The sequence below is a fragment of the Chitinophaga niastensis genome (assembly GCF_003014755.1).
Classification (GTDB): Bacteria; Bacteroidota; Bacteroidia; order Chitinophagales; family Chitinophagaceae; genus Chitinophaga; species Chitinophaga niastensis.
In genome coordinates this window covers 52,068-68,982 of the sequence record NZ_PYAW01000007.1, presented here as the reverse complement: position 1 = coordinate 68,982, position 16,915 = coordinate 52,068, and the positions used below count along the sequence as shown (strand labels likewise).

The window sequence follows — 16,915 nt, the reverse complement described above, 5'->3', positions numbered from 1 at the left end:
TAATATTTGGTGGTTGTTCCAGAAGAAGATGGGTAAAATCAGTCGGAAGTGTAAAGTAAATAAAATACTGTTGCTATTACAAATATACTTTATTAGCGCGAAAAGAGTTAATTTAACTGCCGAATAATCAGATCATTATATGTCAGAAACTGTAGAAATCAGAAAGCTTACTGTAGAGGACTACCTGGATCTGAAAGAGTCCATGGTGTCGGCATATGCAGACATGGCCGGGAGCTATTGGCGGGAGCCTACTATCCAGCGGTTGATCAAACTTTTTCCGGAAGGACAGATCGCCGTGACAATGAATGACAAAGTGGTGGGCTGCGCCCTGTCGATTATTGTTGACTATGAGAAATTTGGTGATAATCATACCTACGAGCAGATCACCGGCTATTATACTTTCAGTACACATGACCCTAAAGGAGATGTTTTGTATGGTATCGAAGTGTTTGTGCATCCTGATTTTCGTGGTAAGCGCCTGGCGCGCCGGCTGTACGATGCCCGCAAAAATCTCTGTGAACAATTGAACCTGCAGGGTATTATTGCCGGCGGACGAATCCCTAACTATGAAAAGTTTTCGGATAAAATGTCGCCCAGAGAATACATTGAAAAAGTACAGGACAGAGAGATCTATGATCCTACTTTAACGTTTCAGTTCTCCAACGATTTCCTGGTAAAGAAGATCCTGAAAAATTACCTGCCCAACGACGAAGCCTCCAAAGGCTTTGCTACTTTGTTGCAGTGGTTTAATATCTACTACGAAAAGGACCTGGATACCATTCGTTATAATAAGTCTACGGTACGTATAGGACTGGTACAGTGGCAGATGAGGGATTACGGCAGCCTCGATGGCTTTCTGCAGCAGGTGGAGTACTTTATTGATGCGGTGAGTGATTACGGGTCCGACTTTGTAGTGTTCCCCGAATTGTTTAATGCGCCACTGATGAAGGAGTTTAACCAGATGGACCCTGCGGGAGCTATCCGTGGTGTGGCCAGGTATACGGAGCAGCTAAGGAAGGTATTTCAGCAACATGCAGTAGCTTATAATGTAAATATTATCTCAGGTAGTATGCCCATCGTCATTGATGAAGTGCTATACAATATTTCCTATCTGTGCCGTCGTGATGGTACCTACGAGCAGTACATCAAAATACATCCTACTCCGGGTGAAGTATCTGCCTGGGGAATTAAAGGCGGTAATGAAATCAAAGTGTTTGATACCGATTGTGGCAAGATAGGTATTCAGATTTGTTATGATGTGGAGTTTCCGGAGCCATCCCGCATTTTGGCCCAGCAGGGTATGCAGATCCTGTTTGTACCATTTATGACGGATACGCAGCATGCTTATAACCGGGTTCGTTTTTGCGCGCAGGCCCGTGCGGTTGAAAATGAGTGCTATGTAGCTATTGCCGGTTGCATTGGTAACCTGCCAAAAGTAAACAATATGGATTTGCAATATGCACAATCCTGTGTATTCACACCTTCCGATTTTGCCTTCCCGGTAACAGGTATCAAAGCTGAGTCAACTCCCAATACCGAGATGGTAGTGATCGCAGATGTGGACCTGGTATTGTTGAAAGAATTACATGCTTTTGGGAGTGTACAAACCCTGAAAGACATACGACATGACTTATACCAGGTAGTGAAAAATCCCCAGGATAAATTATAAAATATAGTATTTATATAGTTGATTTTTAGATAGATGTGATGGATAATTATAGGGTTACTTTAAACTAAAAATCGCTTTAATACAGCTTACAAAATTTTAACAGTAAATTTGAATGAAGTTTATTTAAATAAACATAATAAATAAACTTCAGAAAATATTAGTAACCAGTAATTTATGAAATCTATAAAAGATGAGTAAGAAGATAAATTTAGCCCTCCAAATCATCCCTTCTGTGCCTTCTGAGCAGGTATATGCGGTAGTAGATGAAGCCATTGCAGTGATCAAAGCATCCGGTGTAAAATACAGGGTATGCCCCTTCGAAACAGTGATGGAAGGAACCTACGAAGAGCTCATGGAAGTAGTACGTCAAACCCAGGAAGTGTGTTTTAAAGCCGGTGCATCCCAGTTATTAGTGTATATAAAAATGCAGATAAGAAAAGACCAGGATGTAACCATAGAAGAAAAAACCGGAAAGTACGACACCATATAGTTAAATTTTATTATCTTACTTTTCGAAATAAACGATAGGAGCTTATGCGATATGCAGCCACACTGGATGATAACTCAAAGATTGTTACAAATCTGATCATCATTCTCACACTCGTCATTTCATTCAGACAGATCACCGATATCTCCCATGATGCTACTGTTACTACCACCATGTTGTTTATCCTGGTTCCCGCGATCCTGATAGCCTGGTGTTTAAGTCCGCAGTATTATACTATTACGGCAACAGAAATCCTGATTAAGCGCCCCCTGGTGAGTATCAGCATCAGTTTGCAGGATGTTGTAAGGTTGCGCAGCATTACAGAAGAAGAGCTGGGCAGCAGCTCCCGTTTACTGGCCGTTGGTGGTGTATTCGGCTACCTGGGTACTTACCGCTCCAGCGAAATAGGCAAGTATGAACGCTGGTGTACCAACCGCGAAAACCTGGTATTGATTGAATCCTATAATAAGAAATGGATTATCAGTCCATCCGAAGCAGATGATTTTGTGAAAAGCGTCAATAAGATCATTAACGTGGTCGAACAAAGTAGTTAGCTTTTAGCCCTTAGCTCTTAGCAAAAAATGCAGCGGAGGTAAAGTATGATCATCATACTTTACCTCCGCTGCATTTTTATCAAGCACTAAAAGTCAACTACTAAAAGCTATCTACTAAATGCTTTTTGCAGTATATTTATTTCGAAACTTAATAACCAAAATCTAACGCTATGAAGTCTGTTTACACTATGACCATAGTGGGCGCTTTCCTGTTCCTTCCATATTTGTTGCTCGCTCAATCACGCATTATCAACGGAAGGGTTATTGCTGCCGGCAACAAGGATGCACTGCCTGGTGTTACCGTACAGGTAAAGGGTGGTGTTAAAGGAACTACCACGGGTCCGGATGGTTCCTATCACCTGGAAGTGCCTGCCGCCAATTCGGTCCTTATTTTCAGTTATATAGGTTTCCTGCAGCAGGAGCAATTCCTCAATGGACGCACTACACTGGATATATCTCTGGAAGCCGATACCCGCAACCTGGAACAGGTCGTGGTAACAGCCATGGGTATCAAAAAGGAAAAACGTGCACTGGGTTATGCGGTGCAGGATGTTAGCGGTGCGGATCTGATGCAGTCCAAACAATCCAATGTGGTGAACGCACTGCAAGGGAAAGTGGCCGGAGTACAAATCTCCAGCGGGGGCGGTGCACCGGGACAAGGTTCCCGTATCATCATCCGCGGAATCAACTCACTGGATCCCAACAGAAACAATCAGCCCTTGTTTGTAGTAGATGGTATTATCATCAACAATGATACAGATACTACGGGTGGCTCACAAACCAGGGGTATGAGCAATGGCGCTTCTGATCTTAATCCCGATGATATAGAAAGTGTATCCATTTTGAGGGGCGGACCCGCCACAGCTTTATACGGTCAACTTGCTGCTACCGGCGCGGTGATCATCACCACCAAATCCGGCAAAGCAGGTCGTTTAAAATTAAATTTCTCCACTACTGCAGGATTTGAAAGAGTAGGCAAAACACCGGATGTGCAGAACCGCTATACACAGGGGAATAATGGTGTCTATGATAACCAGAGCTTCTGGCCCTCCTGGGGCCCCACAGTAGATGATGCCCGTAAGCTGGATTCAACACACCCCGCCGAACTATATGAGAAATACAACCAGGCCTATAATACCGGCAGCCAGTTTCGTAATACATTGGGACTCACAGGAGGAACGGAGAAATTCGTATATGCGGCCTCGTTATCCCAGTTCAATCAGAATGGTATCATCCCTTTCAGCAACTATAAAAACTATTCGGCGCGGGTAAGCGGCAACGTTACATTCAGTGAGAAATTCAAGATGGGCGTCTCCCTTAATTACATCAACTCAGGCGGTAACCGTGCTAATGCAGACCGCTACGGTGAGCAACTGATTTACTGGTCGCCGCGCTGGAATATGCGTGACTACATTAAACCGGATGGCACACAACAAACCTACGGTACTACAGATAATCCTATTTATACCTTGTATAGTAACCGCTTTGAAGATAATGTGAACAGGGTGATCGGTAGCGTCAACTTTACCTGGTCCCCATTTAAATGGCTGGATGTATTCTATCGGGCAGGAACAGATTATTATAACAGTGGGCTAACGCACGCTGCACCGGGGCCTAAAGGAATAGCAGGGGAAGTACCCAGTACCGACAATTCATTTGGCTTTGTAGATGAATATTCATTAAATAAGCGTGCACTGAGTTCTACCCTGATACTCAACTTTAAAAACAACATTGGCTCCAAATTAACTTCTGATCTGAAATTAGGTCATGATCTATATGACAGGAAACTGAAACGTGTTTCCACAGAAGCAGATACGCTGGATATTCCTGATCTCCTGATCCTGCAGAATGCTAAAAAAGTAGTGACAAAACAATACCTGGAGAATTATTACCTGGTTGGTGTATTTGGCGACTGGACCCTTGCCTGGGATCATTGGCTGTACCTTGGCCTGTCTGGCAGAACAGACATCAGCTCTACTTTGCCGGTAAATCATCGCGCTTTCTTTTATCCTTCTGTAAGTCTCTCCTACATATTTACTGAACACCTCAAGGTGCCTGAAAACATCTTGTCGTACGGTAAACTGAGAGCATCCTGGGCCAGGGTAGGTAAAGATGCCACACCTTATAACACAGGCTCCGGCTATATACCATTGCCAGGTGGCCCAATAGGTAACAGCGTTATTGGTTGGACCCGGGCCGATCGGTTAGGTGATCCTAATCTGAAACCGGAATTTACCAACACTTTTGAATTGGGTACGGAACTGCGTTTCTGGAATAATCGTATAGGCGTTGACTTTTCCTGGTACACTTCTAAAAGTACTGATTTGCTGATCCCTTTAAAACTATCCAATACTACCGGCTACGATGATTTTTATACCAATGTGGGCGCTATCCGCAACAGGGGCATTGAATTGTCGCTCAATGGTACATTAATTCAAACGAAGCAGTTTAGCTGGGATATGCGTATTAACTATTCTGCTAATCGTAATGAAGTACTTAGTTTAGGAAAAGGATTAACATCGGTGCCGGTAGCATCGCACTTTGGCTATTCAGGTTCCACCGCCACTATGGAATATATCCCCGGATACCCGGTAGGGGCCATTTTCGGGACCAGCTACAAACGGTATTACGGCAGCGGCAAAGAAGATCCCTTACAGATAGATTACAGCAAACCTATTTTAATAGGAGCAGATGGTTTCCCGGTGATTAATACCACGCAGAAATACCTGGGCAACTCACAGCCTAAATGGATAGGTAGTGTCACCAACACATTTAACTATGGTCCTTTGAGTTTGTCTGTATTAATTGATACCCGGCAGGGACCAAAAAAATATAACCAGCTGGCCAATTTCTTAGCTGCCTTTGGAGAATCTGCCATCACTGATAATCGTTTCGACCAGGTGGTTATTCCAGGTGTGCTGGCTGATGGTAGTCCCAATACAAAGAAAGTATACCTGCAACAGTCAGTGGCTCCCGATGGGCATAACTATGGTGCCGGTTATTACAGGAATGTATATCGTAAGGTAACAGAAAATTTTGTGGAGGATGCTTCCTGGGTAAGGCTGCGTACCGTTAGCTTTACTTACCAGCTGCCGTCAGCCATGCTGAAGAGTACCCGTTTGATTTCAGCTGCCAGCATTACGCTCACCGGAAACAATATTTGGTTGCATACTAAATACACCGGTTTTGATCCGGAATCCAGTTCCTTTGATTCGGGTAGTAATGTGGATGCTTTTGCAGGATTCACGTATCCGGCTACACGCAGTTTTCTCGCCACGCTCAATGTTACCTTCTAAACCTGCCGATCATGAAAAGATTACACACCATAATATATATAGCATTGCTGGGGATATGGATAACCGGTTGCAAAAAAGAACTGGATATTAATACAAATCCCAATCAGGCGGCCATTCCACCTATGAATGGATTGCTGGCTACCACTACTTATAATACTTCGTTGAATGTATACCATGTCAGTAATATCACCTCCTATTTTGTACAATACCTGGCATCTCCTAACGCTAACGGTGCTACGGATACTTATGAGTCAACGGATTATAGTACCACCTGGCAGTTGCTGTACTACAACATGCGGGATATTCATGACCTGATAGAACAGGCTACTGCGGCAGGTGCTACAAAACACGTAGGTGCTGCGGAAGTAATGATGGCTATTAACCTGGAAATGGTCAACGATCTGTGGGGGAGCGGGCCTTACACACAGGCATTTAATGTAAATATCCTGCAACCCGCTTACACAGCGGATGACAGCATTTATACCCGTTGCCTGTTGTTACTGGATGATGGTATCGCCCAGTTGAACAAAACCGGCTCCAGGTATGACCTGGATGCATCCAAAGACCTCATCCACGGAGGAGTTACCAGCGCCTGGATTAAAACAGCCTACGCGGTTAAAGCACGTATATTCAATCATCTTACTAAAAAAAGTAACTATGATCCTACTGCTGTATTGACAGCTATCGCCAACGCCTATACGGGAAATGCGGATGATGCGCAATTACTGCGTTTCCAGTCACTCAGCCCATGGAATGGCGTGGCCATCAATAATGCCAACAACTCCCTTGATGGTTGGTTGAGTACACATTTTATAAATGCATTGAACGGGAAAACCTTTGGCATATTTGATCCACGTCTCCCTTTGATGACGGATACCACCAAATTTGGTGATTACCGGGGCACTATTAATGGTGCCGGCCGTATAGGATCGGGTACCAATAAGGAAGAATGTTACCTTACTAAAAATGGTTTCTATTCTAAATCCGGTGCTCCTTTACTGGTGGTTACCAATGCTGAGTGTCGCTTTATTGAGGCCGAAGCAGCTTTCAGAAGCGGAGATAAAAACAGGGCATACCAGGCATATGTCCGGGGCATTACTGCTAACATGGATAAGATAGGGGTAGATACTGCCAAACGTAATGCTTACCTGCTTAACCCGGCAGTGGGCGTGGGTATGACCAATATCACCCTGGACCTCATCCTGAAAGAAAAGTATGTTGCCCAGTTCCTGCATCCGGATACCTGGAACGATGCCCGTCGCTATGACTATCAGTATAAGGATTTTAAACTACCAGTGAATGCACAATTGCCAGCATTCATCCGAAGAGTCGCATATCCCGATACAGAAAAAAGCCGCAACGGTGACCATGTACCGGCCGTGCAGCTAACGGATCATATCTGGTGGGACGGGAATTAGGAAGAAGGCCTTCGGCCTTTGTCTTTTCTTTAGCAGGATTAGACTGATTTAGATGATTTTTCTGATTTTATTTTCTTCTTAAAAACATTTGCCTCTCCATACAATAAGCTTTTAGAAAATTAGTATGGATTTCTGATCAGATAGAAATGAAATCAGGGTAATCATCTAAATCAGTCTAATCCTGCTAAAGAAAAGACAAAGGCCGAAGGCCTTCCTCAGCTGCTCATAATCCCTCTTGCCACCTTATCAAATACCAGGTAAGAAACAATAAGGGTAAAGAAGATATTGAATAACTGTGCAATAATGAATGCCAGTGCGGGTTTGCCGTTCTCTATCTTAAAAATATCTGTAAACTTTGTTTCAAGACCAATACATGTAAAGGCCAGTGCAAACCAATAGGTTTGCAGTTCTTTCAGCGGACCTTTGCTGGCAGCTACTACCGGTGACGGCAGTACGAAAGAAAACAGGAGAGAAGCAGCAATGAAGCCCAGCACAAATTTGGGGAAACGATCCCAGATCGTACGCCATGTGGGCTTTTCAAAACCTGCTTTTTTATTGTTGTACGACCAGTATATGGAGATGAGGAAAGCGGCGAGCCCCAACAGCACATTCTGCGAAAACTTTACGATGGTAGCATATTTCAGCGCTTCTTTGCCTAACATGGTGCCTGCAGCTACTACTGCACCGGAGGTATCGATGGTGCCACCCAGCCAGGCGCCCGCCACAGCCGGCGACATGCCCGCCCAGATGGCAATGTAGGGCATAAACAACATCATTGGGATGGCAACAATCATCACCAGTGAAATTACATGCGACAATTTTTTATTATCTCCCTCAATAGCACCTGCGGTAGCTATGGCAGCAGATACGCCACAGATGGACACTGCACTGGAAATCATCATCCTGAACTCATCGTCCAGCCCCAGCATTTTACATAGCCAGAAAGAAAAATACCATACGGTAAACACTACCAGCACCGACTGTATAATCCCCAGCATGCCGGCTTCCATGATATCGCCGAAAATGATATTGGTGCCCAGCAGTACCAGCCCAATTTTGATATAGAGCTCTGTTTGCAAAGCTGGTTTTATCCAGTTGGGCAAGCCGATTACGTTGCTGATAAACAATCCGAGTATTAAGCTGAACAGCACCACTTCTATACCAAGGTCTTTTACCCATTTGTTGGAAGTGATCAATTGTGCCAGCAGGGAAATTAATACAATGGCTATCAGTCCGGTGAACAGGGCTTTGGGTTTGTAGTCGCCCGCCAATAGCCGCGCCAGGAGCAAACTACCAAGCACCCAGATAAACAAGGTGCCCATGTGGAGCAGGTTCGCACTGTTGGCTATCTGTCCCCACAGGTCCTGACTATTTGTCCAGCTGAATGTTGGTAATGCCGGTCGCAATCCGGCCACCACCAATCCAATAGTGAGGAATGCGATGATGACCGCAATCCAGTCTTCATGTAGTTTTTTCTGCTGTAACATAGGATCAAAGCATAGTGGCAAATAACCTCCGGCTATCTGCGCATTAATGGAAAAAGAGATATCCTAATAATATGGCTGACAACATCCCGAAGAAGTCGGCGATCAAACCTGCTACAAGTGCATATCGGGTGAATTTAATATTTACAGAACCAAAATATACTGCCAGTACATAAAACGTAGTTTCGGTAGTTCCCTGTATAACACTGGCTAATTTTCCCTGGAAAGAATCTACACCATATGTTTTCATTATTTCTATCATTAATCCGCGTGCACCGCCGCCACTCAAAGGTTTCATGAAGGCTACCGGTAACGTGGGTACGAAATCAGTATTGCAACCCATCCAGGCAAAAACGGCACCTATGCCATTGGTCACATAATCCATACAGCCGGTGGTACGGAATACACTGATGGCTACCAACATCCCCACCAGGTAAGGGATAATGCGTATGGATACCTGGAACCCTTCTTTGGCGCCTTCAATAAAGGCATCATATACATTTATCTTCTTCACCATTCCCGCTACCAGGAAAATAATAACAATAGTAAATATGATGCCACCACCCAGAGAAGCCGTTTTGGTGCCGATCTCATTTGCCGGTAAGCTGCGCACCCAGAACCAAAGTGCCGTTACCACTGCTGCAAATCCACTGAGAAATATCAGTACAGGGAGTTTGAAGAGGTTGATCTTTTGGAAGATAGCCACCGTAAACATCCCGATAATAAATGCAATAAATGTAGATATGAGCGTAGGGATGAAGATATCTGCCGGATTAGCAGCACCTGCAGCCATTCTCAGGGCAATTACAGAGGTGGGTATCAATACCACGCCAGCGGTATTCAGTACCAGGAACATGATCTGCGGATTACTGGCAGCTTCCGGTTGCGGGTTAATTTCCTGTAATTCCTTCATTGCCTTAAGGCCCAATGGTGTGGCTGCATTATCCAGTCCAAGCATGGTGGCAGAGAAGTTCATCATCATCGCTCCCATAGCAGGATGGCCTTTGGGTACATCCGGGAATAATTTAGAGAAAAAGGGGTTCACCATCCGGGAAAAACGGTTAATCATGCCCGCTACTTCGCCGATACGCATAATACCCAGCCACAGCGTCATGATACCGGCCAGTCCCAGTGAGATCTCTGCTCCGCTTTTGGCGCTGGAAAACATGCCATTCATGATCTCGCCAAAGATGGCGGTATCCTGTAAAAAAACCGACTTGAAAACCGCTACAACAAATGCAATCAGGAAAAAGCCCAGCCATACGTAGTTTAATGCCATTAGATTATTGGTTTATTCAATCAACAAATAAACTAAAATAAACCTATCTTTGCGCAAATTTTAAAAAATGGCTTTGCAAGTTGGAATTGTAGGATTGCCGAATGTAGGAAAATCGACTTTGTTTAATGCGGTGAGCAACAGCGCTAAGGCGCAGGCCAGCAATTACCGCTTTTGTACTATAGAACCTAACGTAGGACAGGTAGATGTACCTGACCATCGTATGTATAAACTGGAAGAGCTGGTAAAACCGGAAAGGGTAGTGCCCACTTCTATTGAGTTTGTGGACATTGCCGGACTGGTGAAAGGCGCCAGTAAAGGAGAAGGTCTGGGAAACAAGTTCCTGGCCAACATCCGCGAAGTAGATGCGATTGTTCACGTGATCCGCTGCTTTGAAGATGACAACATCCTCCGTGAAGAAGGTGAAATCAATCCCGTATCCGATAAGGAAATCATCGATACTGAATTACAGCTGAAAGATCTCGAAAGTGTGGAACGTAAAGTGGCCCGTACCGAGAAAATGGCTAAAACCGGTGGCGATCCCAAAGCTAAAGTAGAGTTTGAAATACTGAAAAAATGCCAGGAGCACCTGGAAAAAGGTCGTAATATCCGTGAACTGGGCCTGAGTAAGGAAGATCGCGTGGCTATTGCAGACCTGTTCCTGTTAACTGAAAAGCCCGTATTATACGTGGCTAACGTTGACGAAGCGTCGCTCCATACCGGCAATAAATACTCACAAATTCTGCAGGAATCCGTAAAAGCGGAACATGCATTAGTAATTGTGATGAACAATAGCATTGAAGCCCAGATCTCTGAACTGGAAGATCCTGCTGATAAAGAACTGTTCCTTGGTGAATATGGTCTTACTGAACCAGGTTTGAATCGCCTCATCCGTTCTGCTTACAATCTGCTGGAGTTGATCACTTACTTTACTGCCGGTGTACAGGAAGTTCGTGCCTGGACTATCCACAAAGGATGGAAAGCACCTCAGGCTGCAAGTGTAATCCACACTGATTTTGAAAAAGGATTTATTAAAGCAGAAGTAATTGCGTACGATGATTTCGTAAAATATGGTTCCGAAGCATCCTGCCGCGATAATGGTCGTTTGCGTATTGAAGGGAAAGAATATGTAGTAGCCGACGGAGATGTAATGCACTTCCGTTTCAACGTATAATCATTACCGTAGTGACACATAATTAAAAATACTTCATGATATTTTCAATGAAGGTTACAACAATTGATGGGCCGGAGTAAATCCGGCCCATCGCTATTTAGGGAAAGCCTTCGGCTTTTGTCTTTTCTTTAGCAGGATTAGACTGATTATTATGATTACTCTGATTTTATTTTCTGCTGAAAAATATTTGCATCTCTATACAATAATCTTTTAGAAATTAGTATGGATTAATTCTTAGAAAGAAATGAAATCAGCATAATCATAATAATCAGTCTAATCCTGCTAAAGAAAAGACAAAGGCCGAAGGCCTTCATCTCCCCGTAAAAATTATCTTCCTAAAAAATAAACTTGCTGAGTTAGCTTAATTTATTAGTTTAGCCGACTATTTTAATGTTAGCTCATGCGAATTGTCAGGAACGTAAAACTCTTTTTCCGGGAAGGGAACTCGGATAAGACCTATGAAATAGACCTTTGTGAAGTTGGCCCGGAGCAGTATATTGTTAACTTTCGATACGGAAAACGATTTGGTGCACTCAAAGAAGGAACCAAAACTGTAGCCCCCGTAGCGTTATCCGCCGCCACCACTATATTTGATGCCCTTGAAAAAGAAAAGCGCAGCAAAGGCTATCTAGGAGAACAGGAAGCTGTTCAGGATCTTGCATTTGTACCGGTAGATACTACCCTGGTAACAGATGCGAGACACCGTGTCATATTAAAACGACTGCAGGATACTGTGGAAGGAAAGTCCAGCTATAAAACAGTATGGAAAACTTCCCGTGTCATCTGGAAAGCCGGTGAATTAAAAATAGGGGAAGCCATACCTTATCTGATTAAACTGGTGGAAAGAGGTGATGCCTTACAGCGTTACTCTGCCTTGTGGTCATTAGGCAAGTGCGCAGACCCTGCTGCTATACCGGTGTTGCGGTCATATGCTGATAACGGCTCTTATCCATTGAATATACGCATGCTCGCAGCCAATGCGCTGCTGCTGGTATTGCCGGAAGAAGAACGTAAAGCACATATTCAATCGTATCTGCAACGCCTGCCCGAAATTTTCCAGGAAACTATTGCTAAAAATGATCCGGGAGAAATTTATGTACTCATGTACCAGCGCGTGTTTACACAACAGCAACTGAATTATCCTTTGCTGGAAGATTTACACCTGGTGGCATATGAAAATGCTGCGGTGAAACAGGCACTGGTATCATTGTTAACAGAACTGCCATTCCGCCCGTCTTATTTCCAGCACATACGGCACATCTTCAAACAGGCAGAACTACGGGGTGATCAGGGCATTGTAGCGGTGCTGGCAGGCCGTTTTGAAAGGGAAACGCCAATGTTTACGAATCCGGGTACCAGGATAAATTACGACGATGAGGAATACGTCCCGGATACATATATTCCCGAGCTGCAGGAGTATTTTAAAGCAGATAAAGAGCTGAAAAAACCTGCGAGCAAATTATCTTTTTCCAATAGAACACGTGCTTACCTGCATCGTCGTGTGCTGCGCACCATGCGTTTGTACGGGCATGAAAATGATATACAATACGTGCGCCTGGCTACTGCCTTGTTATTGCAATACGAGGAAGCAAGAGATGCCACTAAAGAATACCAGCTGATGCAATGGGGATATGTTAACGGACGGTATCTTGCTACCTACAAACAGTTTCCGGCCAACTCCCGCGCAGTATATCTGAACTACGTCCTCAGAGGTAATACTGCAAATATGCGCCTGACTACTGATGGGGGAGAATGGTTTTTTGAAGAACCAAAGGGTACTAACGGTAAAGCACCTACGCAAACGGTATCAAAGGCAAATCCGGATGAAGTAAAACCGGGCGATAAAGAGAACCTCCTGAAAAAATTATTCGGGTGGTTGGGGAATGGGAAAACGGCAGCAGCAACTACCGGTATACCAAAAGAATACAATCCCGCACCTGCAGCCTCTAATGAAATAGTAAGTGATATACCTTTCCTGCATTTATGGCAGCAATTACCGCAGGCCTTCATACAGTTGCTGGTATCTGCACGTATGGATGTTGTGCACATCTTTGCCATGGAGCAATTGAAAGCACACCCGGATTATAACAGCCTGAAAGAAAAAATGGATGAAGGAGTGATATCAGGGTTATTAATCAATGCATTCAGCATTCCTGCTATGTTTGGTCTGGAGCTGGCCAAAGAAAAATATAGTCCGGCTAATCCTTCCCTGTTCTTATTGTATTCACTTACGGCAAGTCCGCTGGCATTGGCCCGTATACAGGGTTTGCAATGGATCAGCGATCATCAGTCCATATGCCTGGGAGATGAGGAGTTTGTAATGCGGATGATTTTCTCCGGATATCCTGATGTCCGTAACTTTGCCCGCAAGCAACTCAACGCAGATTACCTGCCGCTGGAGAAAGCCCGCGTACTCTGTGCCAAATCTGTTGCAGCACTGCTGGCATTAAAAACAACTACACCGGAACAAAATGATAACCTGAATGACGGCTGTAGCATACTGGAACTACATTGCGCGCACGCACTAACGGAAACGGGTATACCGGTTATTGAAGATCTCTTGAAAAGCCCGGTACAAGCCAATCACGCCTTTGCGGCAAGATTACTGTTGCTGAAAAAGGGTCACTTTAATTTCAGTGAAGTATCTGATAACCTGCTGGAGAACCTGCTCTCTAATACATATGAACCGGTGAGAGCCGCTGGTGTAGGTATTCTGAATGCGATGAATGCAGATGAGTTATTAAAAAGACCGGAATTACTCCTGTTTACAATACTGGCTACGCACACGGACGTACGAAATACTGTACGCCCGCTGATTCATAAACTGGTAAAGCACGATAGCCGTCTTGCGGTGTACCTGGTGAATGAACTGGTACCAAGACTCATGCGCAAAGAAACCGTGGAAGGCATCCATGAAGATATTGCGAAGATCCTCAGTAATGAACTGGTGAATTTTTTGCATGACGTAGACATCGCTACTGCATTGCGTTTGCTGTACTCCAATTATAGGTCTGCACAGGAATTTGGCATAGTCGTACTGGAAAAATATATTCCTGCTGAAGCATTGTCACTCAAACAGGTGATAGCTGCCGGCAGCCATGAACTCCTTGCTGTGAGAACCTGGAGTTGGGCCTTCTACAATAACAATGTAGCCCGTATCCGCTATGAGCGCGAGGCTGCCATGGGCTTGCTGGACGCCAAATGGGACGATACCCGTCACATGGCCATGGAATTTTTCCGTACACAGTTTACAGAAAATGACTGGACACCAGATACGCTGGTAGCTGTGGCCGACAGTGTGCGGCCAGACATACAGGCATTTGGCCGCGAGCTGCTGATGCGCTTTTTCAAGGAAGCAGACGGGCAAACCTATCTGCTGAAACTGAGCCAGCATCCAAGTGTAAACATGCAGTTATTTGCTACCAACTACCTGGAAGCCTATGCTGCCGGGAACCTGGAATACCTGAAAGAGCTGGAGCCTTATTTCCGCTCTGTGCTTAGCAGGGTTAATAAAGCCCGCGCTGCCAAAGAAAGAATTTTCCTCTTCCTCGAAAAAGAGGCGTGGAAAAACTGGGCTGCTGCGGATTATATCGGACAAATTATTGCACATATATCGGTCACTGTTGCTATTGGTGATAAAGCCCGTTGTATTGCCATCATGCGTAAGATCCAGGAGCGGTACATTGTAAAGTTGCCTATTAAAGTAGAAACAGCAGCAATAAGAGTATCTTAAAAAGTGAATCCATTTTATGTTATTTAACTACAGATATAGCGGTAACTCACAAGTGCATAGTAATGCCAATTCTGCCGGCATCTCCTTTGCACCGGATACCCGCCGTGACCCAACTTTTTTTGTGGGTAAGCTGCATAAAAAAATAGCTTTCCGCGAAGCCATATCTGCCCTGCATGATGTAGTGGTATCTGATCTGCGTTTCAAACCCAAAGATAAAACCGCCTATAAAGAATGGGCCGCCCAGCAGGAATCCTTATGGCTGGCAGAATTTATGGGCGCATATGATATGCAGGCAACAGACAGCCGCATAAAAACACTCAAAGAAGAACTGCATACGATCTCGGCGGAAAAAGACCGCGTGATGGGACCCTTTTATAAGGCACGAAAGAACTATTTTGATTTTCTATATCAGAAAGACCGGGATGCCTGGTTTGTACTGGACCCCGTGATCAGCGTGCATCCGGATGAAATGTTTTTTGAATGTTTTAGCCAGGATGAATCTACCTACGGTAAGCTGAGTGCCAGTTATAACGTGTTTAAAGAAGTGAATGAATTTGAGTGCGGCACTACCAATATTGATTATTCCGCTGCACTGTATAATGAATTTCAGAAGATAAGAGATTATAAGGAAACAGATTTTAAGATTGACCCGGCTGGCTTCCAGGTACAAACTTCACAGGAAGAACTGTACCATGAAGTGAAAATAGATTTGCCGGATAGCTGGGTGCGTGGCTTCCTGCAGGTTAGTTCTGCGATGACGTTGCCCGCTGCTACTTTTGATCTGCATCCTATGGATGTATATAATTTCTGTTCCTGGTTACGCCGGTTTAAAGAGAAACAGGGGCCACGATCCATCCGTTTTATACTGGAGCCCGGAAAGCCCGTGCGTGCAGTGTTTGAGCCATGGAATCATGAAATCGTATGTGCGAGATCGTTATACACCGGTCCGCAAACCAGGGAAATCAGGATATGGGGGAGAAGGAGAATGCTGATCCTCGAAAGACTGATTCCTATCGCTAAAAAATTCACCGTGCATCTTACTGGCAACGGTTTGCCTTCCTTCTACATCGCGGATCTGGGTGATATGCAATTTACACTGGGATTGAGTGGCTGGACGGCCAACGACTGGTCGCGCGCCGGACAGTTTGACCTGATGGCACCCCGTGCAATAGTGGATGATAGCGCTAAGCTGAAAGTATTTGCTGACCTGAAAACCAGGTGGATGGCCAAACCGGAAACCATTGCAACGGCTACTGGTTTGGATAAAGCCACCGTACTGGGAGCATTGGGCATTTATACACAGGCAGGTAAAGTGATCTTTGATTTGCATACAGGGTTTTACCGCCTGCGCGAATTAAGTCGTGAGCCACTGCCATTGGAAGAACTGCGTTTTTCCAATCCACAGGAAGCAGCAGCCAATAAACTGGTACAGGAAAAGCGTATACAATTTACTGAACAGGATATTCCGGGTGTGGGCTTACAATTAAAAGGAACGGTAAAAAGCCCGCATCGTGTATACCATCCCGTTATAGTGATTGATGCAGATGAAAGATTGAGTGAAGCGCATTGCGATTGTAGTTTTTATAGCACAAATAAATTGTACAAAGGCCCCTGCGAACACATGCTGGCACTGCGTATAGCACATACAGAAAAAATAATTCCTGAAAATAATTCTGTGAAATAAATTTTATTTTCAGGAATTATTTTCTAACTTGCTGACTCGTTAATAACAAAGATCTTTGTAAAGAGGAATTGATTGCACTTGCGCCCGAAAAGGGATGAATGATGTTTCGTCATTCAGGTATATTGACTATACATGCTTCA

10 protein-coding genes are annotated in these 16,915 nt (G+C 44.5%); 8 read left to right on the top strand and 2 right to left on the bottom strand.

All coding sequences use genetic code 11. The annotated features are described in order from the left end of the window. Positions 1 to 139 precede the first annotated feature (139 nt). The 5 genes from CLV51_RS24355 (at position 140) to CLV51_RS24335 (ending at position 7,424) form a co-directional block, all read left to right on the top strand. Positions 140 to 1,669, top strand: a complete 1,530-nt coding sequence (locus tag CLV51_RS24355) for a bifunctional GNAT family N-acetyltransferase/carbon-nitrogen hydrolase family protein (protein ID WP_106530716.1) — start codon at positions 140 to 142, stop codon at positions 1,667 to 1,669. Positions 1,670 to 1,859: 190 nt separating this feature from the next. Then, positions 1,860 to 2,159, top strand: coding sequence for a thiamine-binding protein (locus CLV51_RS24350; protein ID WP_106530715.1), 300 nt, complete (start codon positions 1,860 to 1,862; stop codon positions 2,157 to 2,159). 44 nt (positions 2,160 to 2,203) lie between these two features. Then, the gene (locus tag CLV51_RS24345; RefSeq protein WP_106530714.1) at positions 2,204 to 2,710 is read left to right on the top strand and encodes a PH domain-containing protein; all 507 of its coding nucleotides are present in this window, start codon (positions 2,204 to 2,206) and stop codon (positions 2,708 to 2,710) included. 170 nt (positions 2,711 to 2,880) lie between these two features. Then, complete coding sequence (locus CLV51_RS24340) at positions 2,881 to 6,006, top strand: SusC/RagA family TonB-linked outer membrane protein (protein WP_106530713.1); 3,126 nt, start codon at positions 2,881 to 2,883, stop codon at positions 6,004 to 6,006. Between the two features lie 11 nt (positions 6,007 to 6,017). Next, the gene (locus CLV51_RS24335; protein WP_106530712.1) at positions 6,018 to 7,424 is read left to right on the top strand and encodes a SusD/RagB family nutrient-binding outer membrane lipoprotein; all 1,407 of its coding nucleotides are present in this window, start codon (positions 6,018 to 6,020) and stop codon (positions 7,422 to 7,424) included. A 215-nt stretch (positions 7,425 to 7,639) separates the two neighbouring features. On the opposite strand, the gene CLV51_RS24330 is transcribed toward CLV51_RS24335, so the two are convergent. Together CLV51_RS24330 and CLV51_RS24325 are read right to left on the bottom strand one after the other, a co-directional pair. Beyond that, the gene (locus CLV51_RS24330; protein WP_106530711.1) at positions 7,640 to 8,911 is read right to left on the bottom strand and encodes a YeiH family protein; all 1,272 of its coding nucleotides are present in this window, start codon (positions 8,909 to 8,911) and stop codon (positions 7,640 to 7,642) included. 43 nt (positions 8,912 to 8,954) lie between these two features. Further along, positions 8,955 to 10,187 carry a nucleoside recognition domain-containing protein gene (locus tag CLV51_RS24325; protein ID WP_106530710.1) on the bottom strand — a complete coding sequence of 411 codons (1,233 nt, stop codon included), beginning with the start codon at positions 10,185 to 10,187 and terminating at the stop codon, positions 8,955 to 8,957. 67 nt (positions 10,188 to 10,254) lie between these two features. Between CLV51_RS24325 and ychF the strand changes: the two genes are divergently transcribed. The 3 genes from ychF (at position 10,255) to CLV51_RS24310 (ending at position 16,775) form a co-directional block, all read left to right on the top strand. Next, positions 10,255 to 11,358, top strand: coding sequence for a redox-regulated ATPase YchF (gene ychF, locus CLV51_RS24320; protein ID WP_106530709.1), 1,104 nt, complete (start codon positions 10,255 to 10,257; stop codon positions 11,356 to 11,358). Positions 11,359 to 11,758: 400 nt separating this feature from the next. Continuing rightward, positions 11,759 to 15,091: a HEAT repeat domain-containing protein gene (locus tag CLV51_RS24315; RefSeq protein WP_106530708.1), complete on the top strand. Its 3,333-nt coding sequence runs from the start codon at positions 11,759 to 11,761 to the stop codon at positions 15,089 to 15,091. A 16-nt stretch (positions 15,092 to 15,107) separates the two neighbouring features. Then, positions 15,108 to 16,775, top strand: a complete 1,668-nt coding sequence (locus CLV51_RS24310; protein ID WP_106530707.1) for an SWIM zinc finger family protein — start codon at positions 15,108 to 15,110, stop codon at positions 16,773 to 16,775. Positions 16,776 to 16,915: the final 140 nt, after the last annotated feature.

Excerpts from the sequence above, each read along its gene's own strand:
- CLV51_RS24355 (WP_106530716.1), top strand. The coding sequence starts at position 140 with ATGTCAGAAACTGTAGAAATCAGAAAGCTTACTGTAGAGGACTACCTG.
- CLV51_RS24350 (WP_106530715.1), top strand. The coding sequence starts at position 1,860 with ATGAGTAAGAAGATAAATTTAGCCCTCCAAATCATCCCTTCTGTGCCT.
- CLV51_RS24345 (WP_106530714.1), top strand. The coding sequence starts at position 2,204 with ATGCGATATGCAGCCACACTGGATGATAACTCAAAGATTGTTACAAAT.
- CLV51_RS24340 (WP_106530713.1), top strand. The coding sequence starts at position 2,881 with ATGAAGTCTGTTTACACTATGACCATAGTGGGCGCTTTCCTGTTCCTT.
- CLV51_RS24335 (WP_106530712.1), top strand. The coding sequence starts at position 6,018 with ATGAAAAGATTACACACCATAATATATATAGCATTGCTGGGGATATGG.
- CLV51_RS24330 (WP_106530711.1), bottom strand. The coding sequence starts at position 8,911 with ATGTTACAGCAGAAAAAACTACATGAAGACTGGATTGCGGTCATCATC.
- CLV51_RS24325 (WP_106530710.1), bottom strand. The coding sequence starts at position 10,187 with ATGGCATTAAACTACGTATGGCTGGGCTTTTTCCTGATTGCATTTGTT.
- ychF (WP_106530709.1), top strand. The coding sequence starts at position 10,255 with ATGGCTTTGCAAGTTGGAATTGTAGGATTGCCGAATGTAGGAAAATCG.
- CLV51_RS24315 (WP_106530708.1), top strand. The coding sequence starts at position 11,759 with ATGCGAATTGTCAGGAACGTAAAACTCTTTTTCCGGGAAGGGAACTCG.
- CLV51_RS24310 (WP_106530707.1), top strand. The coding sequence starts at position 15,108 with ATGTTATTTAACTACAGATATAGCGGTAACTCACAAGTGCATAGTAAT.